Source organism: Hyphomicrobiales bacterium, from assembly GCA_016710435.1.
Classification (GTDB): domain Bacteria; phylum Pseudomonadota; class Alphaproteobacteria; order Rhizobiales; family Aestuariivirgaceae; genus Aestuariivirga.
The window spans coordinates 1-23,248 of record JADJVV010000017.1 but is presented as its reverse complement, the minus strand read 5'-3'; the positions used below and the strand labels follow the sequence as shown (position 1 = coordinate 23,248).

Sequence of the window (23,248 nt, the reverse complement as noted above, 5' to 3'; positions counted from 1 at the left end):
GACAGTCGCCCACCGACCGCGCCCCGCTACCGTGGGATCAATGTGCGCCGTCCGGTCCAGGGTTCCGAAGAACGCCTTGGCGAGCTTCTGCGCACCCAGGATGGACGGGTGAACGCTATCTGCGGAGTCTTGTCGCCAGACTCGATCACACTTATAACATCGTTGAAGTGACGGCCCTGATTGCGCGGCCTGGTTTAACTGCCCCGTTCAGCATAGACCCCGTCTGCCTGACCCTGATCCTGCGTCCCCGAGCCCGCATACCTCAACTCATCGGCACGTCGGCTAGCTGACCTAGGGGGCCGATACGCCGGCGGCGGCGCAGACCTGCGGCCCCGGTGTAGGTGCTGTCGCTTTCGATCCCGCTGCCAGCACGATGTTGTGGATTGGCGGCTAGCACGGTCAGCGATGCGGGCACTGAATGGTTTTCGTGCTGGCGTCATTCATCCACCCCGTGCCCCCTACGATCAAGGCTGAGGACTGAATCACAGCCTAGCAGTTTCGCCAACATAGTGCGCAAACGTTTCAAAACGGGTGCAGCTGGGTCGCCGGATCAGAGGCGGTGTTTCCGTTAGCGCGCCGACCGTGCAATGAGCCACCGAGGATCACCATGCGCTTGTGGATCTCCCCGCCCGGACGGGTGACAGTTTCACCCGAAGGCACGACGACACCCCCGAAGTTGGCGATGTTCGCCGTCTCGACTCGAATCGAACGGGACTTCGCTGTCGGGAATGTTAGCCGCACGTAATACACCGTGTTCGTCGCGGCGGCAAACCACTGCATCGGTTGAGTCACCTTCGACGCCCACCCCGAAAGCCACACCACCGTTCGCCGATGCGTGGGTGCCGAAGTTGCCGCGAATCTTCATGTCCACACCGACGAACTGCGTACCTGGGCTGCCGGAAGAAACTGCGACGGAGCCTTTGCGGATGGCGACACCGTTCTGGCCGACATTCGCCTGCACCGCAAGATCGTATGAGCTGTAATCGAAGCTGCCAGCAGTGTCGACGTTGTATCCGGTGTTGTTCTCGAAAACGACGCACTCAGCGCATTTTTCTACCGATGCCTGTATCTGGCACCGCCCGAAATGAGTACCGGTTGTCGCCCCACAGTCCCTTACTTCCCGTGCCGCCGAATCCCACGATGCGGAGGTCGCGGACGTGGAACTCGCCGATGTCGCCATACCGCAGGCCCCACGTATTGTTCCCCGCTGACCACCCGTAGATCGTCAGACCCCGGACGGTCGATGACCCTTGTGGTGAGGCCAGGGCGACGGAAGCTTCCCGAAAGGTGAGCGGGCCTCCATCGCTGCCCCTGTAGTCGATAGTGGTAGCCCCAGAGCCTTGGCCTTCGACATACTGGCCCGCCTTGAACAGGGTGATGTCGTTGGCGATCTTGTATGTGCCGACGCCGAAGACCCGCCATCGCCGTCGGACTGTCGCCCAGTGCTGCGCGTGCCGCCGCGACGGCGGCGTCAGAGAACGCCACGCCAGTCGGGTCCGCAGCATAATCGTCCACAGACGGCGAGACGCCTAGCCGCACCAATCGCATCCCGCGCGCCCGCAGCATCCGCCGACCACAGCAGCGACCGGCCCGTCACCGTCGCCGACACTGCGATCAGGGCATCCTCGGCGGTGGCACCTGCTGCGATGACGGCGGGCTTTTCGGCGACACCACTCCACGGGTAGCCCGGATTGTTCTCAACGAAAGTCTCGACGGCGGCGTCGAGCAAGTCCTGACTCGAATCGGGCGGCACACCAACGGCGGTGGCGAGCAGATCTTCCAGATCCTGATCCTCGTCGCCAATCGTGACGTAATACTGGTCACCGCTGGGGTTCTCGATCCAAACGTGCTTGCCGGCTTCGACCTCGAATGACAGAGTCCCGGCGACCGGATAGATCGGGCGCGACCGGCGCGGAGTGACCAGACCGTCCGTGGCGGGCTGATACCCCTCGCCGAACACGTACCACGGGCGGTTGTCCTGGCGACCCGTTGGATCTCGAACCAGCTCGCTGCTGATCGTCACCTTGGCCATTAGTTATTCACTCCCGTTATGTAGAAGGTCCGATCATGTCGCCGTCCGTGCCGTGTTGAAATGCGTACCCGCACAAGGTGTTGGACATGAGCCGCGGCGTTCGACAGCCAGACCTGCGTCATCACACCCTCGAACGCCTGCGCGACAACCCGCAGTGATCCCGACGACGTGTATTCGACCGCCACGATCTCGTCGTCATCGACAATATGGTTAGGCCAGTACAGCGTGTATTCCAAGGTGTCGTCAATGTCCTTCTCCCAGACGGGCATTGCGACACCATCGGCGGACACAGAGAAGTTACCCGCCAGGTCCGAGCGGGTTCGCCGATCCGACGGGCGGGATGATCCACTCACGGTCAGGATGCGGCGTGGCGATCCGGTACAGGCCACCGCCGAAGGTCTGCGACGGGTTCAGCTTCACCGTGTCGGACATGCCGCACTCAACCGGCGTCGGCCCGAGGTTCAAACCGAACCCCGCCCACTTCGATGTCGTGGCGTCATGGGTGATGGTCGAGGTCACCGAGGATGCGCCGCGCGCTTCACCGAGGATCACCTGACCGCCATAGAACCCCGCAGCCGATGCCACGCGAGTCCTGTTGAATCCGGTGATCTTTCGCCCCGCACCGACCATGTGCGCGGAGATGACCCGGTTGGCGGGATTCAGCGACGGCACCGTGATGCCCGAAGATGTGACCGAGCCGGACCCGACCGCCGTCACGACACTGTCCGAGATGCTGCCCAGGTCCAACGGGGTGACCTGCGACCACACGCCGGCCACGAGGAACAGGTTGCGGTTGAACAGTTCTGTTGCCACCGAACTGTAGGTCGCGGCAAGGGTTGCGGGGTCGGGGTCGGCGAAGATCAGCCCCCACAGCATCGACTTGTTGGAGTCGAAATGCAGCGGTGTGGCGAACAGTGGCGTGCCACCGACGCCGCCGAGGGTGATGTTGAAAACGTCCGACGAGATGTCCACGCCGCCGACCCAGCCGATAGCCGCGACCGCATACGTGTAGTCAGCCGTCGGGACCGGCAGCGATGTCGACGTACTCCCGGCTGCTGAACCGGCGCCAATCTCGGCGTACCGCTGTGCCGCTGCGATGCGGGTTACCGGCATCAGACCCAGCCGTCCAGCGTGAACGTCAGCCCGTCAGACAGGGTGAGCACGTCACCTTCCACCACCGTCACCGGATGGGTGGCAATGACGTTCCAGAACCACGTCCCCGACTCCAGCGCCGTCCACAGCGATCCGTGCGTGACGGTCCCGTCGTCGCCGATCAGGTATTCGGCAGCGGCTCCTGCGGTGGTGATGGTGCCGTCGTCGGCAGCGGAGAACGCGACCGGCTGGCGGTCGGTGTCGGCCAGAGCGTTCGCCGTACCTGCAGCACCCGGCAACCCGGTGTGCAGTTGCAGATACACGCCGGGGATCGAGAACGGTGCCGCCGGGTTGAACGTCGCTGCCAGCCAGGCGTTTACGAGCCATTCGGCGGGGCCTAGATCAGCCATCAGGATTCCTCTCGGTGTTCATCAAGCTTAGGAAAGAGCGGGGCCAGCACCTCGACGGCCTGGCCCCAGTCGCCGCCCCATTGGGCGACCCATTCCGGGGAGGCGTCCAACAGGTAGAAGTCAGTTCCCGCGTCACGGGCAGCTGTGGCGTAGAAGGTGCCATCGGCGCGCATCCACCAGTAGCGGCCCGACGCGGCAAGATCGGCCATCTGTTCGGCCGTCATCACGTCGTCACCGAAGTGTCGACACGCACGGCACCCCACGGGATGAAACGGTTCTCCCGCGTCAGCGATGCGAAGTCGATTGACGACGGGATGCCCTGCGAGTAGTCGTCAGCCAGATAGGTTGCCGCGTCAAGGATCTGATCGGGGCGGCCCGCATTGGGTGCCATCGCTGCGGCCAGGCGGCGCGGCTGCTGTAAACCTCCCGGCGCGGTCTGCTGGTGCGCCACGAACAAGACCTGCCCTGGTGTGGTGATCTGTGCGGGGTCGAAGTCGAACTCGATATACGCCTCGATGAGCCCGCCCGATCCCGCCGGTAGGCCGTCCTTGATGTTGCCGGAACCCCAGAGCTTGACGAGGTCGCCGCTGCTGATGTCCAGGGCGCACAGCGCCATTTCGTAGTAGTCGATGCTGAACAGGTAGTCAGGGCCGGTCATCCAGCGAACACCCATGAGCGCGCCGATACGATCCACGATCACGGGGGTGTAGTAGATGGTTCCCTGTGATGCACCGATGACCACTTCCGGCCTGATGACGCTGGTGTTCAGGTAGTGGTAGTGCGTCGTGATCGGGCACTGGATTCCCGCCAAGATGTCGGTGTAGGCCGACAGTTCCTCGCCGTACACCGCACAGTCCCGGCGGGGCACGGTCACCATGTCCTGAATGTCTGCCAGATATGCGGGCGACGAGTTCAGCGCGGCGATTTCCTCAAGGGTGGCAATAGCTTCGGTGTGCGCGGTGAACGATGCCGCGATAGACCCCCATGGGTCGAAGTCATCCCCGGTGTCCACCCCGCCCATCGAGATGGCGATGTCCGAGGCGTTGCGCTTGTTGACCCACGCCCAGCGGTCTTGAACGTCCTGCTCGGTGAGTTGCTTCGACCCCGCAGCGCCACCCGGCACCTGGCCGACGCGGTCGAAAATCTGCGGCCACTCATCGGTCACGCGGGAACCACCACACAGAAGAACCGCATGTAGGAGGCTGATGCCTGATACGTCGCCGAACCCGTCTGGCGCTCAGTGTTGAAGTAGATTTGGCAGCCATCCCCGGCGGTCGTCTTGCCCACCGAACTCGCCGCGCCCGCAACAGGACCGGGGCTGATGGTCAGACGGTCGTTCTGCCCGGACAGCCCGAAGCATCGACCGATGTCATCGCCGCTGCTGCCGTTGTACCGGGCGACCAGATCCACCCGCAGGTTCGTTGAGCTGCCCGCGATCTGGCACGTCCCGAACGGGATGACCTTGTAGTCAAAGTTGTACTTGCCCGACGGTATGTCGATGACCGTGCAGTTCACCGGGGAGCCGCCTGTGCCCGATGGAACCGCCGTCACCGCAGCCGGGTAGTGAATGCCGCACACCTTCGGCCACACCAGCTCGAACTCCGAGCCGCCCGCCGCGACCTGCATCGCCTGCCCGACCGTGGGAGTGTCGCCGTAATCCTCGGGCGTCACCAGCGCCGCACCGGGAGCACCGTCAGCGCCCGCAGGAATAGCGAAGTCCAGGCCGATCAGCGGACCCGCAACCTCGGTCGCCGGGGCCAGCTCGGAAGATCCCACCGTCACCGACTCGCCAGCGGGAAGCGTTGTCGCAGAGGACACCACGAACGTCGGAGAGAATCCACGGGGGCCGGTCGCCAACGCCGCGAACCCGCCGATGCCACCAGCCGGCGCCGCGATCAGCAGATACATCCCCGAATCCGGCGACCAGTCCTTCGGCATGATGAACTTCGCCATGTCGACTTCGATCCACTCTTTGCCGTCACGGACGACAATCCGCGACGTGGAGCGTGGTTGTGTGGCCAACGGAAGTCTCCCTCTAGGAATTCGGCGTCAGGGCTAGAACGTTGATGCCCGCGAACAGTTCGCTGATGTTGTTGCGGAGCTGCGCAATCGGGTGTTGCAACGCTTTCCCGTCGCCCATCTGGACGGTCAGTTCGCGCGTGCGGCGGTCAGATTTGAACGACACCAACTCGATGTAATCGGTGAACATCTTCGTCCGCGAGCAGTACACGAGGGTCATCAGTGCGCCGGGGAAGATGTCACGCCCGAGCTTGTGCGGCCCGTTCTGACCACGGAATGTGGCGGTCGCGGTCGTGTAACCCCTTGAGTTCCACAGCACTTGGACGAACTGGAAAAACGCCTCCAGGTTATATGGGCTGGAGTTGGTCGGGGTAACAACCTCGATGGCGGGATGGAACGGGCCGACATCGGAACGCCGGGTGTAGTGCTGGATCATCTCGAACGCGAAGAACGCATCGTTGAGGAACCCGTCCAGCAGATTGCTTGGTACGCCCGTGAATCCGATGACGATCATGGCCATGTCGATGACGAAGGACAGCCAGGCATTGATGAGGTCGTTGAGCCACTTCGGGGACTTGCCGCCGATGATGTGTTGCCAGCCAAGGGGTGTGTTGCGGACAATTTCGTAAGTGATGAGCGCAGACCGGTCCCGTACCACCTCCCCGTCTGCGACGATCAGATCCGGGGTCACCAGCACCGCGTACGGCGGCACGAAGTCGATACCTAAAATCTCAGCGGTGAACAATCCCTCGGGCACATAGTTGCCAGACGGGTTCAGCAGCGGGTCAAGCGTTTTCCCAAGGATCGAGCCTTGCGCGTCCACGATGGTCCGCAGCGCCGAATCCAGAATCGTTTTCGTCGGGCCTTCGATCTGGCTGCGGTCCTTCACGGTCATCACGTATGTCGGGTGCGTCAGGTTGGCCCACACGTCGGGTTGCGGCATCCCCGGCAGCCACAGGTAGACGCGCACATCGACGCCGTACGCCGGGGTGATCTCCTGCACCAGTTGCCCGACCGTCGTCATCCGAACCGTCTTGATGAACACCGGCGACGTGTCCCGCAGCAGGCCGGTGCGCACCACGTACAGCGGCGTTTTCAGCGTGTCGCCGACCTGGCCGTTGTTCTCGATGGACTGCAAGATCGTCCCGAACCACGTACGCACATCCAGGTTTAGCGACAGCGCGTTGTTTAGGAACTCGTTGATGCCCGACTGGATACGGAACGACTGTTGCGCCGCGGCAGCTTCCAGCACCGTGCAAATAGGTGAGGCGTAGACGGCGTGTGAGAATGGCTGCGATTGCAACGGCAGATACCACGACGGCCAGATCGGCAGATAGTTCAAAATGTCCCAGATGCCGACGAGTTCGCTTGTGAGAACGACTTTCCCGTCCTCGCCCAGCTTCTCCCGGTGCCGCTTGACGTAAAACGCCTCGCTGATGCCCTCGGTTTCAATGAGGACACCGACCATCGTCTGCTCGCACGCCGACAGGTACTCATCGAGCCAGTGCCCGCCCGCCAGTCGCAGCGTTGCCTGCGGTGCGGCGTTGCGTGGGATGGTGCCCGAAATGTCGATGTAGTCGGCAGCCTCACCGATGCGGTTCCAAAACTTGTCGAACACCGTGACGCGGTAGTCGGTGTTGTCGGTGTTGAACGCCTCGGCAAGCTGATCAGACGCCTCGGCTTGCAAGTGCGCGACACCGGACACCAACTGGTTCTTGAGCGTCTCGACCTGCTCGGGGCTCATCATTGGGGGTAGCGCCTCATTGGGGGTAGCGCCGTTGGGGAACTCCACGGGCTATCACCCGCGAGCTGGAGTTGCCGCCGGTAATCTTCACCGCCACATGTGTGCTCACCGCTGAGCCACCCGCGGGCTTCGGTGGGATCGGGCGCGAGAACCGGCCTTCGAGCAGGCGATTAAGGTTGCCCTGTGGTGGCGATATGCCGAACCCGGAAGCGTTGGCGTTCACCGTCGGCCCGATGTTGCCGATGGGTGCCAGGGACTCCAACTCGGCCAGGGCGGCGCGGTACTCCAAGAGTTCCGCAGCGGTTGACGGCACCGAGGTCAGATCCGTCACGACACGCTTGGAATGATCGGAGTTGAGCCGCACAATCTGATTCGGCAGCAGCGGCCCGAACTTCACCATCTCCGTCGAACCCGGTCCCGCCGCGATCTCGAAAGTCCCCGGCCCGTAACAGGTGTAGGTGTCCCAGCGCGGCTCGGTGCCGATGTTCAGCCGCTCGATGAAGCCGGTCTGCTCGGTCGCCGACGCATCGCCCGCGCGGAACTCCGACACCGCACCCGGCGTCCCTTGGGTGATGATCGCCCCGGCCGCATACCCGCCGAAGCCGACACCACGGAAGTCCTCACCCAACGGTGTGACTGCCGCCGCGTCTCGCCACTGCAAAACTGTTCTGCCGTCGCCGATGTACCCGCGCTTGATACGGAACACCCGCTCGTCGCCCGTCTCGGGATCGCCGGCCTCGAACCGCAGCGTCTCGCCCAGCAAGGGCAGCAAAAGGATCAGCCACCAGGCGATCAGCGTTTCGTGATAGTTGTTGAACGAGGTCACCTCGACCGTGGCGTTGGTGATCCGCGCCCGAACGCCGTACCCGTTCCATGAGCCATCCTCACGACGGCCCATCCGCAGCCAAATATCAACAGCGGCACCAAGTTCGATGAACGAACCCAGATCAATCTCGGCGACCTGAAAGTTCGTCTCGGACTCGAAATCCTTGTGCGGCCCCGCGACATAGGTGCGGCCCGAGGTAAAGAACGTCCGCTTCGGATCATCGCGCCAGCGCGCCTTGCCGTGGTTGACGTACGGGAAGCCGCCGCCCTTGCCCGTGGTCAGGACGGGCCAGTTCGGCCCCAGCCCGGTTTCGTAGTCGGTGGCGAACGTGTCCTGAACGTCGGCGTAGGCGAACCGGAACTCCCCCACGTCGGGCAGGCCGCGCCAGAAGCCACCGTCGCCACGGAGCCGCAACGTCACCTCTGTGCTGCGGTGCTGCCCGCCGATCTTGTACCCCTCGGGCGGTGCCTTGAACCAGCGCACGGGAGTGGACCAGTAGCCCAGTTCCGGCGTCCAGAACGAGAGGGTCGCAGTACGTTTCGAGTCGATTGATGCCAGTAGAGTGCGGACGACTTTGCGGAGATGCTTGCCGTCGCGGGCCACACACCGCACCGGCAAGTCGATCTCTAGCGGCTCGTTGGCGGCATTGACGAACGTCACGCCATCCTCGTTCGCGCCCTGCTGGTCGATCATCGTCCAGTTGGCGATCAGACCCTTTGGCGGGGACGTGATGTGGACGCTCTCTGGTGCGGTGAACCGGTCGGCAATCGCGCCGCCGCCCATGAGGTCAAACACCTGCGTCCCGTCCCATGACAGCAGGCACACGCGGGGGTGAATCCCATTCAGCGCATAGTAAGAGCCTTGCGGCGTCAGCGGATTCGCTGGCAGCCGCGCGGGGTATGTCGTCACTGTCGGCCCGCCGGGGCTGCCATCGCGCCAAGATGGGCGGTGATGTCCTTGCCGTTCTGATCGGGGGTTGCCGCCTGGTTGTTGATCGTCACGTTCTGATTTGTGGTGCCACCCTGCTGCCCTGGCTGGCCCTGCTGGCCACCGGGAGCTGGGGGTGGCTTCTGTCCAGCCATGTTCGGCAGAGCTGGCCGCGCACCAGCGAATCCGCCCGCAAGCTTCCCGATCCACGACTTGCCGAAGCTGCCCATCGGGTTGTCGCCCACAGACAGCGTTTCCAGCAGCCCGGATGCGCCGATGCCCGCGACCTGGCCCATGTAGCCGATGGTCCGATTCGCAAGTTGGATACCGATTTTCGCGGCGGCACCAGCACCGGGGGCCATCGCGTCGAGACCGGATGTGGCCATCATCATGGCATCCATCGGCATTCCACCGAGACCGGAGAAGCCGCCGCCGCCTTGAGCTGGGTACGCCTGACCGCCGGAGACTGCGCCCGCGTTCGGAGCCGCTGCACCCGCCGTGCCAGTCATAGGGAGTCCGAGTGGCGAGTTGGCACCGAAAGCCTGCGGAGGACCACCGATGCCGGGGAAGCCTGCGCCCGTGCCAGTGCCGCCACCGACCGCCGACACACCCAGTGGGGTCGGGGTGATGCCGAGTCCTGGCGCGATGGCACTGAACCCACCAGGCGCAGGGATCGGCGCAGACTGCCGCGTGTGAACATGGTTCTGATGCCCGCCGAGGTCGCCAGCGAAGTACCCCGGCTGTGAACGCCCGCCAGCAATCTCAGTGCTGCGACCTGTCGAGGGGTTCTGCCAGATCGCCTGCTCCAGCGATCCGGGGATCTGAGACAGGTAATCGGCGAACTGCTGCATCGCACCAACCGGACCAGACCAGTCGATACCCCGATTCTGGTGACCGGGGTTCGGGGCGTAACCCGCCTCATGGCGGTCGCCCTCCTGGTGTCCGCTGTAGGTGCTCGCCTTGACGCCAAATCGGTCTTCGAGTGCATGAACCCACGCGGGGAAAGCCTTGCCGCTGCTGCCATATCCGCCGGTGTCAGTTCCTGTCGGCAGCCCGTAAGTGCCAGGAATGCTTGCGCCCGGTTGAAGCGCGGACAATGAACCCGAACCACCGCCGGGCAAGTTCGTCACCGTCACCGGCACGACGCCCGATGGCGTGTACTGCTGCCCGAACGCGCCGTTGGCCGCCATGACACCCACAAGCCCCGAACCCTGATTCGGACTCGCAGCCGACACCGCCGACAAAGCACCGAGCGCCGGGGCGAACGCGAGGTTGGCGAGGAACTTGACGAGGTTTTCCGCTAGACCGGGGAGGCCCTTGGAGATGCCAAGGTCGTTATCCAGCGCAGAGCCTATGGAATCCATGCCTTTCGACATCGAGTCCGCCACGCCCTCGGCCTTCTTCCATGTCCCCTGTTGCGCCTCCAGCAATTCCCGCTGCGCCTTATCCGCCGCCGCCGCCGCCTGCTGCACATTGTTTTGTGCCGACACCAGCGCCGATTGGGCGACGTTCTCCTGCGACTTCAGTTCCAGCAGATGAAGATTGGCTTCCGACAAGCTTTGGGCGGTGGATATGACGGACTGCTGACGGTCGGCGATAGTGTTCGCGTCGGCCTGCCATACCCCCGGCTCACCATTGGGACCGATGCCCGCTTTCGATGACGTGACCGGTGCCGCGAACTGCGGAATCGGAACCTTCCACTGGTCCTCGGGGAACGTCGGCTTCGCGCCGCCCGAACTGCTGCTACTACGGGCCTGGAAGCCGCCGTCGGGATGCCACTGCAACCCCGGCGGCAAAGCCATTGTGGGAGCAGCACCGGGTGCTCCAGCCACCGGAACGCCCTGTGCGCCGGTCAGTAGATCGCCGAGCGACGGCGTACCAGAACCGGCCCCTGGAGTGAACAAGCCGGGGAGATTGTCGGTTACCGGAGTGCCAGGTTGCGCTCCTGGGACGCCGGGGAATATCGGCCTACTGTTGCCATAGGCGGCGTTGTGCGCAGCCGAAGTCATCTCGTCGTTGATCCGGCCCAGCTCGTTGGCAAGATCCGACAAAGGTTGAGTGGTTCGCTTCAGCCAGTCGTTGACCGCGCCGAAGAATGCGCCCGCCGCAGGAGCGAGATCCGATGAGAACGTGTTCTTGAGCTTCTGCCACTCCTCGTGCCAGTCCTCCGTGGACTTGTTCAACTCATCAATGGTCGGGCCGGCCTTCTTCAGCGCATCATTGAATGAATCCACGTCGAGCTTGCCGCTCTTGATCGCAGCCAGGAAGTCGATGTAGCCCTTGCCGAACGTCTTCGCGGCCAAGTCGGCAGCCTGGGCATCCTTGCCCGCATCGATAAGATTCTTGATCTCAGCGACGGTGTCCCGCAACGCCTGCTGCGGCTCGCGGCCATCCCTGGCGAAGTTCTTCAGCGCAATCGACAGCGACGGTGCAGCCTTGGTGAAGTCCAGGCCGGCCTCTTCAAGAGTCGTCACCAGGCCGGCAGTCTGCCCAAAGTCCAGCCCGAGTTCCTTCGCAGGCTTGCCCGCCGAGTTCATCACGCCGATCAGGTCATTGACGCTGACCCCGGTCGCCCGCGATGCGCTCGCCAGCCCCTCTAGCGCGTCCATCTGATCGGCGGTCGAATCCACCCCGAACTGCCGGAACGCCTTACCCAGACCACGAACATCGGTCTGCTCGCCGGTCAACTCATTGAGCTGACTGACGGTGCGCACCATGTCCTCAAGCGGTTGACCGGATAGCCGCAAACTCTGCGACACTCGGCCCGCTACATCGCCGATCTGGCTCAGTGGTGCGGCAACATCCGACCCCACCGAACGAACCACGTCAGTGACCGACTTGAGGTCACTGCCCATCTTCCCCGTCCGTGCCGCAATGCCGTCGCCGATGTCATCCCACTGCGCGCCAAGGTCATACAACGCCTTCGACGCAGCGCCGACGCCGATAACCAGAGCCGCCACGCCCGCCGTGGCACCGGCAGACATCGGGGAGATCTCGCCGAGCCGCGTGGACAGGTCCTCTGCCTGCCCCGCCAGATCGCCCAGCCGCGTACCCGCCGCGCCCTCGCTGATGCCGCCCAGCAGGTTCGACAACGCGCTACCGCTAGAGGCTGCGCGGCGCTGTGCATTATCGAGTTCACCGAGTGCCCCGACGGCCGCGCGTGTCGATGACACCTCCGTCCGTCGGGCCTTCTCTAGCCGCTCTGACTGTGCGATCAGTGCCGTACGGCCAGCGCCCTTCTCCCGCAGATCCTCAAGTTTCGCTTCCTCGGCGCGCACCCGGCCAGCAGCATCAGCCGCCCGGTCGTACGCTTTCACTGCGGTATCAGCCGACTTGCGCACCACATCATCGGACGACCTGATCCCCTTGGACATGTTGTCCGAGAACCGCTTACCGATTCGCTCCGAGGCATCCCCGAAATACCGCTCGGCTTTATCGGCGGCTGTCCTGAAGGAGCGTTCATCGGGGCGCGCGCCGACATCCAGATAAACCGGCATCAACCACACCCCTTCCCTTTAGGTCCATCCAAGATTTGAGAACAGGTCTAATTCGGCCTCTTCGTGGAACGCCTCTTCCTGTGCCGCCTCGATGAACCTCTGGGCCCGTTCCTCGGGCGGCAGAAACACTTTCGGCTCATAGGCGTTCGGGCCACCCGCGTAATTACCAGCACGCATCAGGGCCAGCTCTTTGTGTGTCTCGGCAGCGATCCGCACCGCTTCCGGCCATAGTTGATCTCGGCCCAACGGCCACCGGGGATCTATACGACACGCCGACGGATCAACCAGGTTCTCCAACAAGCTCAGCAGTTTCCGGCTGGTCAGCTCGCCGCGGTGCCACAGTGCGACATCGCAGCGGTATTGGCGCTGTAGGTCAGCCTCGATCTTCGTCGGAAACCGGCGGATCAGCCACGCCACTTCCCTGACTTTTCGGATCGGCAGAAAGCCGCTCCTTATACCGCCGCTGCATGTATTGCAGATCCACCATCACCTGATTGGCGCGACCGCCGGCCTTCTTGAACTTCGCGTATCCGCCAGCACCCCAAAGGATTTTGCAGAACCGGACGTTGAAGTTCTCCACCAACTCCGTCTTGCCGTCCACCGTCTTGCGGTGCGGCTGAATGATGCGGCGGTCCTTCACCGGCTTACCGGTCTCGGGATGAATGATGACCTCACCCGTCAGCGGATTCGACCGCTCAACTTCCTCGTAGTCCCATGACTCCGACTCGAACTTCAGCGCGTCGTAGCCCGCCTGCAAGTCGTCGTCAAAGAACTCGGGGTGCGGCAACTCCAGCACTTCATCGCCGACCTGATAGAAACGGGACGCGAGAAACCCGCCCGCCTCGGCAGCCTGCTCCCTCGCCGCTTCCGGGGTCACTGGGGCAGACAGGTCATCTTCCCTATCGTCGTCGGACATGGGGCTGAATCTCCAATTCTGGGCTGGGATTTGGGCTGAACTCGCAGGGGCACGCGTCAGCCCAACGCGCACCCCTGCGAGGATCGGTTACGCAGCGGCGACAGAGAAGGTGCCGCCGGTCAGGCCAGCGCCCGAACCGGTGAGCGCCTTCGACACATCCGGCACCGTCACGGTGTACGGGCCACCAGACGAACCGGACACGGTCCAGTCCGAGGCGTCGAACCCGTCATCGAGTGCGACGAGTGCGGACTTCACCGCGGAGTTAGCGGCACCGTAAACGATGGTCGCCGTGGTCAGGCCGCCATAGGTCAAGGTGAACGTGCCCGCCGACGGAGCGCCCAGTGTGACGGTGTACTGCGACACCGACGCGCCCAGCTCGGCCCACGCGCTGCCGCCGACGAAGGTGTGCTTGATGATCGACTTGTACACGCCATCGACCATCGCCATGAAGTACCCCGAGGGTTCCGGCTTGAAAGTGAACTCCGCAGCCTTACCCTTCTTGCCCATCTGACGCTCGCTCACGTCGGACAGATAGGCGCAGTCGTACGCCTCGACCTCGTAGAGATACTTGGACCCGCGCTTACGGATGCCGTACAGCAGGAACTGGCGCGGGATGCGGTCGGGGTCAAGGGTTTGCGACCATCCAGCGTCCGCGCCGCCAGGAACCTCGACCAGCGAATCGCCGTTGGCGTCGACCAGGGGAAGGTTGTTGCGCAACCGCAGGATCGCTGGCTGCAAGTTCTGGAGCGCCTGGAATGAGAACGGCTCGGACTGCTCGGTGATCTCCGACTCGAACGGGTAGTTCGACTGCTCGATCATCTGATCGTCGGTCTTGATGGACGGCTTCTGCGAGGGGCCGTTGCCGTCACCGAACGCACCCGAGAGGTACCACCCCTCGTTGTCGTCCTGGTTGGGCACCCACACGCCACCAACGCGCTCCTGTGCGAACAGGTCGTCACGCAGCTTGCCATCCTGCGCGAGCGGAGACCAGGCGACATCGCCATTGGACTCATGCGGGGAAATGTCCGTCGGTGCGCCTTGTGCATCGCGGAACAGGACGGCGATCAGGCCAGTGCGGTGACCGCCCTGGAGTCGGTTGTCGGTAGTGAGATAGCCACCAGCCGAGGGAGTCGTGCCAGTTGCAGGTTGCGCCATTGGACGCCCCTTTCATGGAGAAGGAACCAGGAAGGAATCCCCGGCTGGACAGTTGGGCTGAAAGTTGCGGCTGGTGCCGCGCTCACCGAACTAGTCGGTGATGTAGGAGAGGCCCACGTGATAGCGGGCCGTGTAGCGCACGATCTGCTCATGCTCGAAAGCCATGCGGGCGGGTCGGATTATGGTGTTGACGAAATCCACCGACGCCTCCGAATCGTCAGAGAGGACGACTGTCTCCCCATACTTGGCGAGCAGCATCATGCGACGGTGTCCCCGATTGGCCGCCCGTTTTACCGCCGCAGCGCCGCGGGCGTAGAAGTCCAGTTGCACTACAGGATCGTCAGTGCCCGCGCCTGGGTCATCAGAACCAGAAATACGTGCGACCACACAGAACGGGAGTTCGTCGTCATTTTTGCGTTCTGTTGCCGAACGGATTTCGGGCTGCATCCAGCAGGCGATGAAATCCTCGACGTCGGGGGCGTCCTCGTTCAAAATATCGGCGGTCACTGGTCGCCCATCTCGACACCCTCGGACAGTGCCCCGCCGAAGTGTTCAGCCGTCTTCTGGCCGGGTGCCGCCGCCTGCGTTGGGCCGGGCGCGCCCGTGCCGAACTCGATCCAGTGGGCTTTGAAATCCGTTGCCCCGACGCGGCCTTTGCCGCCTTTGGCTTTCTTCAGCACCTTCACCGACGCGGCGTATTTGCCTGTCCTGACTGGTGATACAGACTTCCAGTAGGGGACCACTTCGCCTGTCATAAATTCGTTTAACCTGGCGTTCACGTCAGCATCACGCGCGATGGCTTCGGCCAACTCGTCATCAGAGACGCCCAATTTCCCCAGGGGGTTTCCCATCAGACGATCTGTCGCTTGCATACCACCGTGACGTGGTCCGTCTCGCCCGACAGGTCCACCTTCGGCATCGGAGGGCCGACGATCTGGTATGTCACGCCGTCGACCACCAGTTCGCCGTCCGGCTCGGCCGCTAAGGCGGCGGGCACGGGAGGGCAGGTGGCTTTCCATAGACTCGTCGAAACGTCCACCACGTCAACCGATTCCTGAGCCGACAGTGGCCGGAAGTGGCAGCCCTCGACTGGAGTCTCCGTGCGGGTCTGCGCCTTTAGGCCCAGAAATCCCGGGTCGCCCGAATCTGACACCGCCACAAACGTCACTGTCTGCCCGCCGAACCTCATGGGCTCGGCAGAATCCGATACGGGGCCAGCAATGATGTGCTCAGCGCACCCGCCTGTAGCAACGTCGCCGACCACTGATCCTCAACATCGTCTACGCGGTGCGATGTCAACGCGGGGTGCATGTCCGCGCGGGACAGCATTGCCGCCGCCGCCTGCTCGACCGCCGCATCAAAATCGGGTGCCGAGTCGAACCCGTGCGTCATCGTGACCGTGATAGCGCCGAGGTCCGACGACCAGCAGGCCCCGGACTTCTTGCGCACCAGCCCAGTCGGCGACACCAATAAATCGGACACATCAAGATCGACGCCATCCTCGACCACCGATGACACATCCGTGACATACAACGACGGCAGGGACAGCACCCTACCGCCGGGACCGTCGAGCGTGACCGTGACAGTCGCCGGGGGGGTCACTATCCAGCCGCAGTAGCGTTGGGCAGCCGCCAGGGCTGCGGCTGCATAGTTGACCGGCATCGGGTTACGAAGTGGCCGGCGGGTTGTTGCCGCCGTTGCCCAGCACCGCGAAGACGGTGAACGGCCCGCCCGAGGTCGCCCCAGTCGGGGTGATCACCGCCTGCACGTAACGCTTCGTCGGGCGCACGCCGAAGTACTTGAGGGTTGCATCGTCCGACGCCGCGAACGCCGGGAGTGTGCCCTGCACGCGGAATGAGTCCACCGCCGCGTAGGTGCCGCCAGAGGTGTCGCACTCCTGCACGGTGATCGCGTACGCACCATCGGCGAGGGTGCCCGAGTAGACCAGGAACAGGGCGTCACGGAAGTTGTTGCCGAACGCTCCGAGGTCGACAGCGGATGTGGTCACCGCGCCGCCGCCCTGAGTGACCGACGTGGTTGCGAGTGCCTTCACGGGAAGGACTCCAGAGTGTGTGGTGCGCATCAGTTATCGCCTTCCGGCTCGTCGGTTTTCGGTGCCGCCTTCTTGGCGGGCGCTTTCTTGGCGTGCAGCGACTTGCTGAACTCGCCGGGCGCGATCTGTTCGCGGAACACTCCGGGTGCTGCCGACGCGGTCTCGGTGCGCGGCGCAGGAGGTTCGGCCACCCTCGCAAAGTTCGCGGAGTGGGTCTTCAGGATCGGGTTGTCGTCGGCGACCATGAGGCCACCGGGGTACACCTGATCGGCGAAGATGAATCCGTTGGTGCAGCGGTGACTCACTGTCGACTCCTATCGACTAGATCGGCCATGTCAGCCGGTACGGGAAATGTTGCGAACGGCAACGGGCCTCGGTCGACGGGCACATCGACATCAATAACCAGATGAATGCGCGCCCTGTCGCCCCGGTTGGTGACGGCGTGCGGTTCCCAATGCCGCGCCAGGAACGGCACACCTGCAATCGGCGTGATCGGCGGGTCGGCGTGCCATTCGCCGGATGTGACGATGGGGATCTGCCACCGCTCCCGCCACGGCCCCGCATCACGATGCGGGACGATGAAGCCGCCAGGGTCGAGTCGTGACAGGGTGCAGTCGACAACGGGTCCAACCGCGTCCCAGACGAACCCGAACCATCCCGAATGCGGCTGATGTTTCCCGGCAGCCACCAATGGCACGCGACGGTAGCCGTGGTGGACTTGAGTTTCAGTGAATGAGCTAGGCCGTGACCAAGCTCCAGTTGGAACCCCGGCCAGCGCGGTGAGCAACTGGCCGGGGTCCAACTGAATCATGTTGCGCTACATCACATCCGAGTGGGGGTGTGATTACGTGCAGTTGAGAACGCGGAAGGCTCCGTCGTTCACAGAATCGGAACCAACACGCCAGTACGTCAGCCAGCCGCTCTGTCCGGTCGGACGCCCATTGGCCCCAAAGGTGTCTGGGATGAACCGCATGGTGGCTCCCAAACGATCCGCGATGACGAAGTTCTGGAAATCACCGAAGATGAGCACCAGGTTGTCCGCCAGCGCGGTGACGGTGCCGTCGATGGCCTCCGAAACGTAGTCCGGTCGTCCGAGCAGTTCGCTCTTGCGACCGTCGCCCAACTGGCCCCACAGCGCGTTGCCGCCGCCTGTGTCCAGTTGCCGGATCTTGTTGTAGATCGCACGATGTGCGAGCCACGATCCGTTCGCCGCGAACCGCTGAGGCAGCGCGGCGTCGAGTGCGTACACGTCGGCGACCGCGAGGGTGTCCGAGGCAATCGAAGCAACCACCGACGAACCACCCGTCAGGGCGGTGATGATGCCGGTCGGCTCACTCGAGCCCGAGCCGGTGACGAACGCCACCGACTCCAGGCGGTCCTTCTCGAACGCAACCATCGTGGCGATCTCGTTGGCCAGGGTTGGGGCATCCGCCGAGACCTCATGCGAGACCTGGACGTACGCCTGACCCTTGTAGATCGGGATCGACGGCTGAGCGAGGGTCGGCGAATCGTCCGACACCTGAGCGGCTTCCGCGTCCCACGATGCAGTGACGCCCGCAGACGACACGCCGTTCCACACGTCGCCGGTCGCGGTGACCACGCGGGCGATCTGGCGAACCTGGTTGACCGAACCGTTGGCCGTCAGAATGACGGACGGGTCGAGCTGGAATGGCACCAGGTACCCGCCGGCGTTGTCGGTCAGGGACATGGCGCGAGCGATCGCGCCCTGCTCCTGGGTGCTGAGCGCGGCCATGTGCCCCTCGGAGCGAATGACCTTGGCGAACGCCTCGGCGTAGGCCGGGGAGGTGCTGGCGAGCACCATGTCCACGGTCTTGCTGTCGCCACGCTCGATGAACTTGGTGGCGGCTTCGCGGACCTTATCGTCGGCGAACGGCATCTGCTCGGCGCAATCCAGCGCGCGCGAGCGGAGTTCGCCGCGATTGCCCGTTCCGTCGTAGCGGATGGTGGAGGTGTCCCATGGGTTCTTGAACTTGCCCATCGAACCGACCTGCGCGCCGAAACGCTGCTCGGGCTGGTCGACAATCTGCGGGGCTCCATCGGCCACCGGAGTACCCGCCGGCTTGGCTGACCGGATCTCCTGCAACGCGGCGTCGTGCCGCAGATCCAGCAGACGCGCATGAACCTCGCGGAACTCCTCCAGCAGGATCGGCACCTGGGCGTGATCCTCCGGGGACTTGGTTTCCTTCTTCTTCAACCGCTCAAGCTCTTCTTCGATGCTCTTCTCGCGGTCTTCGGCTTCTTTGATGGTCTTGATCATCAGTTCACACCTTTCAGTGGTGGCGTTGATTCCCGAGTGAGCCGGACTTCGTCAAATGCGTTCTGGAAGTAGAGGTTTTCTGCTTCCCTGCGCGCCTCTGAGAGTTGACTTTCGGGTTCGGATTCGGTGTCAGCGTGCTCCCCGGCCTCATCGGTGGGTTGCGGCGCTTCGGTGTCCTTCTCCGAGTGCTCAACGGCCCCATCGGGGGTGTCTTGCGGCTCATCATCGGACTCGCCCCGTTCGGGGGCGTTAGTGTCAGCAACCCTGATTGTTAGGGCCGCTGCTGCGAACAGCTTTCGCTGTTCAGAGTCTCCATCCCGCAGTCGGTCAAGGTCGATTGACTTCGACCGCAGAGCTGCGGTTGTCGCGCCATACGCGGGCCACACAACGGGGCCAACTTCGGCGACTTTGACCTCTTTCAGGGTGCGCAGCAGTACCCCGCGCGAACCCGTCCAGAGCGCCTCTTCGAGGTCTTCGGGCTTGACGATCTTGCCTGCGGCATCGCGCCACTCATCACGGACAACTGAGAACCGGAACGACATGCCGTCGACGGCGCCCGATCCGACCGCTTCTCGTAGCGGCTCCCAGTACCACGACGCACTCATCCGTGCCGTGACGAACAGCCCGTTGTCATCCTCGGTGATATTGGAGATCACGCCACAGGGAAGCGTTCCGAAAACTGAACGCCCGTGGTCGAACTGGAACTTGGGAATGTTTTCACGGATCGACTTGCGGAAGGCGCCGGGGGCGATCTGCTCGTCAAACATGCCTTCCCATGAGTCGATGCGGGTGGGCGAATTGAACACCGCGCCGTAGCCCTCGAAGGTCAGCCCGTCGTCGGTGTTTTCGCCGTCGCGGGTCAGTGTGAACGCAACCGACCGGCACACGTCGTCACGTGGCGGTGCCTTCCGTTCTATAGTCGTCACTGTTCCTCCTGGGTGTCTGCGGCGCTGTCGGGCCGGGTCATGTCCGCGCCCGGTTGCTGGAGTTGCACGCTGTACAGCCCCGAATGCGTCAGCAGCCGTGGGTCATTCGCCTCAACTGCCGCGATCACCGAATCGGGCTCATACCCCGCGCTGATGTACGAACTGATCGTCTGCGCCTTCACGGCAGCAATATCCGCCGCATCCTTCTCGTCCTCACGCAGGAACGGCACATCGCTGGCGTCATACCAAAGCCGTGACGAGTTATCCGGCGGCGGCACCACTCGCTCCAGCGATCCTGAAATGTTCTGCCAGAGGGGGTGTGCGGTGCCGTCAGCCAACCGTCGGCGCGCTTGCCCGTAGTTGGAGTAGGTTGCGGCGGCTAGCCCTTCGGATAGGCCGACGATCACCGGGGGCACACCCGCCGCCGCCGCGATCCGGGTCTCCCCAGCGCCACGGACATTCTTGAAGTCGATCTCCCGCAAGTTGGACCCGACGACCGTCGCGTCCGCCCCTGGGTATAGGTGCAGGTTCTTCCAAGCGTTGTCAGTGCCGCCATGTTTGGAGTCGACTTCCTCGGCCCACTTCCTGATCGCGTCACGCTCAGCGCCAAGAGGGTGCTTGATGATCATGTTCACCGTCGCGCCCCGATCGAAGAACTTGCGCTGATGCCGGGTCATCGACTGATCCGCCTGAATCTCGCGGAGAATGGGTGTCAGCCAAGACATTCCGGTGAACACAGCCAGCGGGTCGGGGATAGGCGCAAAATGCACCACCTCGTCCACCGTGAACGACACACCGTCGTTCTGCGACTGGAAGCCACCTTCGGTGTACAGGTAGCCCTTCTTGGCCCACCCAACCTGGCCCGAACCGCGACCGCCGTCCGCAGTATTCATCTGGCGCGGCGTTGCAACGATCTGCACCCAATCAGGACGTAGGCGCACCAACTCATCGCCCTGCCGCACCCAGTAGGAGTTGCCCGCCAGGTCGGCGTCCTGAATCATCCGCGACAGCAGATCCTGCGTTGTGCCACCAGACCACGGACGCTCCAGCAGGCGCAGTGTTTGATCGCCGAACGTATCCGACGGCTTCCCGTTGCGCAGTCGCTGAAACTGGAACCGGACACTCGAAAACACCAACTGCCGCACCAACATGCACGCGAACACCACGCCATTCGATGCGTACGCCTGCGCCGCAAGGCCCTCGAAGTTCCCCGCCGGCCGCTCAGTGCCCGTGCCCGCCAACGTCTGCATCAGCGAAGGTGTCTGGTAACCCAAACCCGACTGCATGTAGAGGCCGACCATTTTGACGTAGTCATCAACGGTCATCCGCTCAGGCTCGGGCTCTCGCCCAGAAATCCGGTCGATGAACCTCACGTACCGGCCCTGCCGTCGTCATGCAACGCCAGAGCCGAACCCACCAAAAGCAATACGCCGCTAGCGACCAACGACCACCCGAGGCCGGCCAGCACAGCGACACCAGCGACGACAAGCGCCGCCCCAATCGCAGCCACAGCCAGAACAACTCGAACAGGTGTAGTCACAAGACTCCCGAATCCTCGCGGACCCGTCAGGTCCATAACGGCTCCCATACTTCGACGGCAGGCTGACGGCCATGAGCAATCAGCCCATGTAGCGCCAACGTCACCGCCACCAGCTGGGTGATGTCGCTTCTCTTGTCCTTGCGGTCCCACGCCCACGAATCGAGCAGGTCGCGCGGCTTGCCCGCCGTCACCGACGCTTGTAGCGCGGCGTTTCCGTGATGGCGGATCTCGTCCTCATTCACCGCCGCCAGGAAACGCACGCACGCATTCGCCATCGTCGTTGCCGTGGTCTTCTCCACCTCGACACCAAGGGCCGCAATGTCTTCGATGAGCGCACCCGCCTCGGACTTCTCATCAATGACCGTCGCGCACGGCTTCCACTTCTCGACCAACTCTTTGACGCGCGGCGCGATCCAAGCCGTCCCCGGCAGTGAAGTGACCGGTTGATCGGTGGCAGCGGGGATGACGCCGACATGAATCTTGCCGTCTGCTCGATACCCCGCCACCGCGATAGCCGCCTGCGTCTGACCGCGATTCACATGCAGCCCGAACGACACCGGGTCCAACGGCTCAGACTGCGGATCGACCAGTGCTGACCATGTTTCCGGTGAGATCAGGCCACCGCCGACGGCTGGCCACACCCCAAGCCCTTCCCGTAGGAACCCTTCAGGGGTGAGCTTTTTCCGCAGCCGCTGAATAGATGTCAGCGGCGTCCGATGCGGGTAACTTGGGTTGGCTTTGGCGTACTGCTTGCGGTCATCGGGGTCTGCGTCATCATCTGCGCCGCACTCGATCCACACCAGATCGTCAGACTCGCCCGAAATTGCCTCGGTGCGCATACGGGTGAATGACTCAGAGTTCGCCGCCATATGATCGGGCGGCGTCCCAACGTACAGATGTAGTCCGAACTGCGACGTGTTCAGTGTTGCCAACATGCTTTCCATCGCACGATCCGAGAGGATCTGCGCCTCGTCCATGACCAGGATGTCGACACCGGGGATGCCTCGGCCGAACCCACGCTCACGGGCACCGAACAGGATTCGAGATCCGTTGTGAAACCTGATCTCTTCGGTGTTCGATCCCGTATAAACCTGCTGAATATGTGGCGCGACCTTGACCCGCGTAGAGAACGCCTGCATCGACATGAACGTCTCATCGAACGTCCGAGAGTGATGCGCCGTCCAAATGACAAGCAGGCCGGGCATATCAATACACAGGGCGAAGATCACTCCCGCGAGGAGAAACGTCTTCCCGACCTGCCGGGGCAGTGACATGCCCACGCCGCCAATTGATGCTGCCAGGGCGCCGTCCGCGCGCTTGGCCAACATGAGCCGGCCCGCGCCCTTCTGCCACTCATCGAACTCGACGCCCAACTTCTCGCTGCACGTCTTCTGCACGGCAGGCCAACCTGTCGAGACGATGCCCGATGGCTGAACCACCCGGCGTGCAACCTCAGATAGCCGAGCTGTCCCAGGTTTCGTCGGCGTTACCGCTGCCACCTTCGGCCGCCTCCTGTTTCGCCCGCAGATCGAGCGCGTCGATTTCCTTGGCGATGTCGTTCAGTCGCCGCGTCAGTGATGCCAGGTCGCGCGGAGGGCAATCAGGGCTCGACACCGTCCGCGCAATCCGCTCCCGCATCGCCACAAGGAGATCCCGATAGCTGCCCGTCGCAGCGGCCTGGGCAACACTCTTTGGCCGTGGTGGCGCGGGGGGTGCTTCGTCCGACTTCACGGCGCGGAGGCTGGTCTTCCCTGTAATCACGCCGCCACCTCCTCGGCTTTAGCTGGATAGTTTGCTGGCACACAGTTGGTGTTGAGGAAAAATGCTGTGTGT

25 protein-coding genes and 1 pseudogene are annotated in these 23,248 nt (G+C 63.4%); all 26 read right to left on the bottom strand.

Features of this window, described 5'->3' with window-relative positions; genetic code table 11:
- Positions 1–646: 646 nt before the first annotated feature.
- Positions 647–1,180, bottom strand: a complete 534-nt coding sequence (locus tag IPM06_19420) for a hypothetical protein (protein ID MBK8772575.1) — start codon at positions 1,178–1,180, stop codon at positions 647–649.
- 291 nt (positions 1,181–1,471) lie between these two features.
- The gene (locus IPM06_19415; protein MBK8772574.1) at positions 1,472–2,032 is read right to left on the bottom strand and encodes a hypothetical protein; all 561 of its coding nucleotides are present in this window, start codon (positions 2,030–2,032) and stop codon (positions 1,472–1,474) included.
- Entirely contained in the window at positions 2,032–2,322 is a 291-nt protein-coding gene (locus IPM06_19410) for a hypothetical protein (protein ID MBK8772573.1), read from the bottom strand. The genes IPM06_19415 and IPM06_19410 overlap by 1 nt, the downstream gene beginning before the upstream one ends.
- A 7-nt stretch (positions 2,323–2,329) precedes the next feature.
- A complete protein-coding gene (locus tag IPM06_19405) occupies positions 2,330–3,145 on the bottom strand; it encodes a hypothetical protein (protein ID MBK8772572.1) in 816 nt (271 codons plus the stop codon).
- The gene (locus tag IPM06_19400) at positions 3,145–3,534 is read right to left on the bottom strand and encodes a hypothetical protein (GenBank protein ID MBK8772571.1); all 390 of its coding nucleotides are present in this window, start codon (positions 3,532–3,534) and stop codon (positions 3,145–3,147) included. The genes IPM06_19405 and IPM06_19400 overlap by 1 nt, the downstream gene beginning before the upstream one ends.
- A complete protein-coding gene (locus IPM06_19395; protein MBK8772570.1) occupies positions 3,534–3,758 on the bottom strand; it encodes a hypothetical protein in 225 nt (74 codons plus the stop codon). The genes IPM06_19400 and IPM06_19395 overlap by 1 nt, the downstream gene beginning before the upstream one ends.
- Positions 3,758–4,699, bottom strand: a complete 942-nt coding sequence (locus IPM06_19390) for a hypothetical protein (GenBank protein MBK8772569.1) — start codon at positions 4,697–4,699, stop codon at positions 3,758–3,760. The genes IPM06_19395 and IPM06_19390 overlap by 1 nt, the downstream gene beginning before the upstream one ends.
- Entirely contained in the window at positions 4,696–5,556 is an 861-nt protein-coding gene (locus tag IPM06_19385) for a hypothetical protein (GenBank protein MBK8772568.1), read from the bottom strand. Before IPM06_19385 ends, IPM06_19390 begins: the two co-directional genes overlap by 4 nt.
- Before the next feature lie 13 nt (positions 5,557–5,569).
- A complete protein-coding gene (locus IPM06_19380) occupies positions 5,570–7,297 on the bottom strand; it encodes a hypothetical protein (GenBank protein MBK8772567.1) in 1,728 nt (575 codons plus the stop codon).
- Positions 7,298–7,313: 16 nt separating this feature from the next.
- Positions 7,314–9,032, bottom strand: coding sequence for a hypothetical protein (locus IPM06_19375; GenBank protein ID MBK8772566.1), 1,719 nt, complete (start codon positions 9,030–9,032; stop codon positions 7,314–7,316).
- Complete coding sequence (locus IPM06_19370; protein MBK8772565.1) at positions 9,029–12,547, bottom strand: phage tail tape measure protein; 3,519 nt, start codon at positions 12,545–12,547, stop codon at positions 9,029–9,031. Before IPM06_19370 ends, IPM06_19375 begins: the two co-directional genes overlap by 4 nt.
- A gap of 18 nt (positions 12,548–12,565) precedes the next feature.
- Positions 12,566–12,964 (bottom strand): hypothetical protein, encoded by a 399-nt coding sequence (locus IPM06_19365; GenBank protein ID MBK8772564.1) that lies wholly within the window; start codon positions 12,962–12,964, stop codon positions 12,566–12,568.
- Positions 12,921–13,463 carry a hypothetical protein gene (locus IPM06_19360; protein ID MBK8772563.1) on the bottom strand — a complete coding sequence of 181 codons (543 nt, stop codon included), beginning with the start codon at positions 13,461–13,463 and terminating at the stop codon, positions 12,921–12,923. The genes IPM06_19365 and IPM06_19360 overlap by 44 nt, the downstream gene beginning before the upstream one ends.
- Before the next feature lie 366 nt (positions 13,464–13,829).
- Positions 13,830–14,618 (bottom strand): annotated as a pseudogene (locus IPM06_19355) (hypothetical protein).
- A gap of 90 nt (positions 14,619–14,708) precedes the next feature.
- A complete protein-coding gene (locus IPM06_19350) occupies positions 14,709–15,065 on the bottom strand; it encodes a hypothetical protein (GenBank protein ID MBK8772562.1) in 357 nt (118 codons plus the stop codon).
- Between the two features lie 56 nt (positions 15,066–15,121).
- The gene (locus tag IPM06_19345; protein MBK8772561.1) at positions 15,122–15,469 is read right to left on the bottom strand and encodes an HK97 gp10 family phage protein; all 348 of its coding nucleotides are present in this window, start codon (positions 15,467–15,469) and stop codon (positions 15,122–15,124) included.
- The gene (locus tag IPM06_19340; protein ID MBK8772560.1) at positions 15,469–15,807 is read right to left on the bottom strand and encodes a hypothetical protein; all 339 of its coding nucleotides are present in this window, start codon (positions 15,805–15,807) and stop codon (positions 15,469–15,471) included. The genes IPM06_19345 and IPM06_19340 overlap by 1 nt, the downstream gene beginning before the upstream one ends.
- The gene (locus tag IPM06_19335) at positions 15,804–16,280 is read right to left on the bottom strand and encodes a hypothetical protein (GenBank protein MBK8772559.1); all 477 of its coding nucleotides are present in this window, start codon (positions 16,278–16,280) and stop codon (positions 15,804–15,806) included. Before IPM06_19335 ends, IPM06_19340 begins: the two co-directional genes overlap by 4 nt.
- Before the next feature lie 4 nt (positions 16,281–16,284).
- Positions 16,285–16,701 (bottom strand): hypothetical protein, encoded by a 417-nt coding sequence (locus IPM06_19330; GenBank protein MBK8772558.1) that lies wholly within the window; start codon positions 16,699–16,701, stop codon positions 16,285–16,287.
- Positions 16,701–16,976 (bottom strand): hypothetical protein, encoded by a 276-nt coding sequence (locus IPM06_19325; protein ID MBK8772557.1) that lies wholly within the window; start codon positions 16,974–16,976, stop codon positions 16,701–16,703. The genes IPM06_19330 and IPM06_19325 overlap by 1 nt, the downstream gene beginning before the upstream one ends.
- Positions 16,973–17,479, bottom strand: coding sequence for an aspartyl beta-hydroxylase (locus IPM06_19320; GenBank protein MBK8772556.1), 507 nt, complete (start codon positions 17,477–17,479; stop codon positions 16,973–16,975). The genes IPM06_19325 and IPM06_19320 overlap by 4 nt, the downstream gene beginning before the upstream one ends.
- Positions 17,480–17,515: 36 nt before the next feature.
- Positions 17,516–18,949: a phage major capsid protein gene (locus tag IPM06_19315; GenBank protein MBK8772555.1), complete on the bottom strand. Its 1,434-nt coding sequence runs from the start codon at positions 18,947–18,949 to the stop codon at positions 17,516–17,518.
- Positions 18,949–19,866: an HK97 family phage prohead protease gene (locus IPM06_19310; protein ID MBK8772554.1), complete on the bottom strand. Its 918-nt coding sequence runs from the start codon at positions 19,864–19,866 to the stop codon at positions 18,949–18,951. Before IPM06_19310 ends, IPM06_19315 begins: the two co-directional genes overlap by 1 nt.
- 5 nt (positions 19,867–19,871) lie before the next feature.
- Positions 19,872–21,248, bottom strand: coding sequence for a phage portal protein (locus tag IPM06_19305; GenBank protein MBK8772553.1), 1,377 nt, complete (start codon positions 21,246–21,248; stop codon positions 19,872–19,874).
- Between the two features lie 193 nt (positions 21,249–21,441).
- A complete protein-coding gene (locus IPM06_19300) occupies positions 21,442–22,854 on the bottom strand; it encodes a terminase (GenBank protein MBK8772552.1) in 1,413 nt (470 codons plus the stop codon).
- A 13-nt stretch (positions 22,855–22,867) separates the two neighbouring features.
- Positions 22,868–23,146, bottom strand: coding sequence for a hypothetical protein (locus IPM06_19295; protein MBK8772551.1), 279 nt, complete (start codon positions 23,144–23,146; stop codon positions 22,868–22,870).
- Between the last annotated feature and the right edge of the window lie 102 nt (positions 23,147–23,248).

What these genes read in the sequence shown, in the direction of transcription:
- IPM06_19420 (MBK8772575.1), bottom strand. Translation starts at nt 1,180, where the DNA reads ATGGCGACATCGGCGAGTTCCACGTCCGCGACCTCCGCATCGTGGGAT.
- IPM06_19415 (MBK8772574.1), bottom strand. Translation starts at nt 2,032, where the DNA reads ATGGCCAAGGTGACGATCAGCAGCGAGCTGGTTCGAGATCCAACGGGT.
- IPM06_19405 (MBK8772572.1), bottom strand. Translation starts at nt 3,145, where the DNA reads ATGCCGGTAACCCGCATCGCAGCGGCACAGCGGTACGCCGAGATTGGC.
- IPM06_19400 (MBK8772571.1), bottom strand. Translation starts at nt 3,534, where the DNA reads ATGGCTGATCTAGGCCCCGCCGAATGGCTCGTAAACGCCTGGCTGGCA.
- IPM06_19395 (MBK8772570.1), bottom strand. Translation starts at nt 3,758, where the DNA reads ATGACGGCCGAACAGATGGCCGATCTTGCCGCGTCGGGCCGCTACTGG.
- IPM06_19380 (MBK8772567.1), bottom strand. Translation starts at nt 7,297, where the DNA reads ATGAGCCCCGAGCAGGTCGAGACGCTCAAGAACCAGTTGGTGTCCGGT.
- IPM06_19370 (MBK8772565.1), bottom strand. Translation starts at nt 12,547, where the DNA reads ATGCCGGTTTATCTGGATGTCGGCGCGCGCCCCGATGAACGCTCCTTC.
- IPM06_19360 (MBK8772563.1), bottom strand. Translation starts at nt 13,463, where the DNA reads ATGTCCGACGACGATAGGGAAGATGACCTGTCTGCCCCAGTGACCCCG.
- IPM06_19350 (MBK8772562.1), bottom strand. Translation starts at nt 15,065, where the DNA reads ATGCAGCCCGAAATCCGTTCGGCAACAGAACGCAAAAATGACGACGAA.
- IPM06_19345 (MBK8772561.1), bottom strand. Translation starts at nt 15,469, where the DNA reads ATGGGAAACCCCCTGGGGAAATTGGGCGTCTCTGATGACGAGTTGGCC.
- IPM06_19340 (MBK8772560.1), bottom strand. Translation starts at nt 15,807, where the DNA reads ATGAGGTTCGGCGGGCAGACAGTGACGTTTGTGGCGGTGTCAGATTCG.
- IPM06_19335 (MBK8772559.1), bottom strand. Translation starts at nt 16,280, where the DNA reads ATGCCGGTCAACTATGCAGCCGCAGCCCTGGCGGCTGCCCAACGCTAC.
- IPM06_19330 (MBK8772558.1), bottom strand. Translation starts at nt 16,701, where the DNA reads ATGCGCACCACACACTCTGGAGTCCTTCCCGTGAAGGCACTCGCAACC.
- IPM06_19315 (MBK8772555.1), bottom strand. Translation starts at nt 18,949, where the DNA reads ATGATCAAGACCATCAAAGAAGCCGAAGACCGCGAGAAGAGCATCGAA.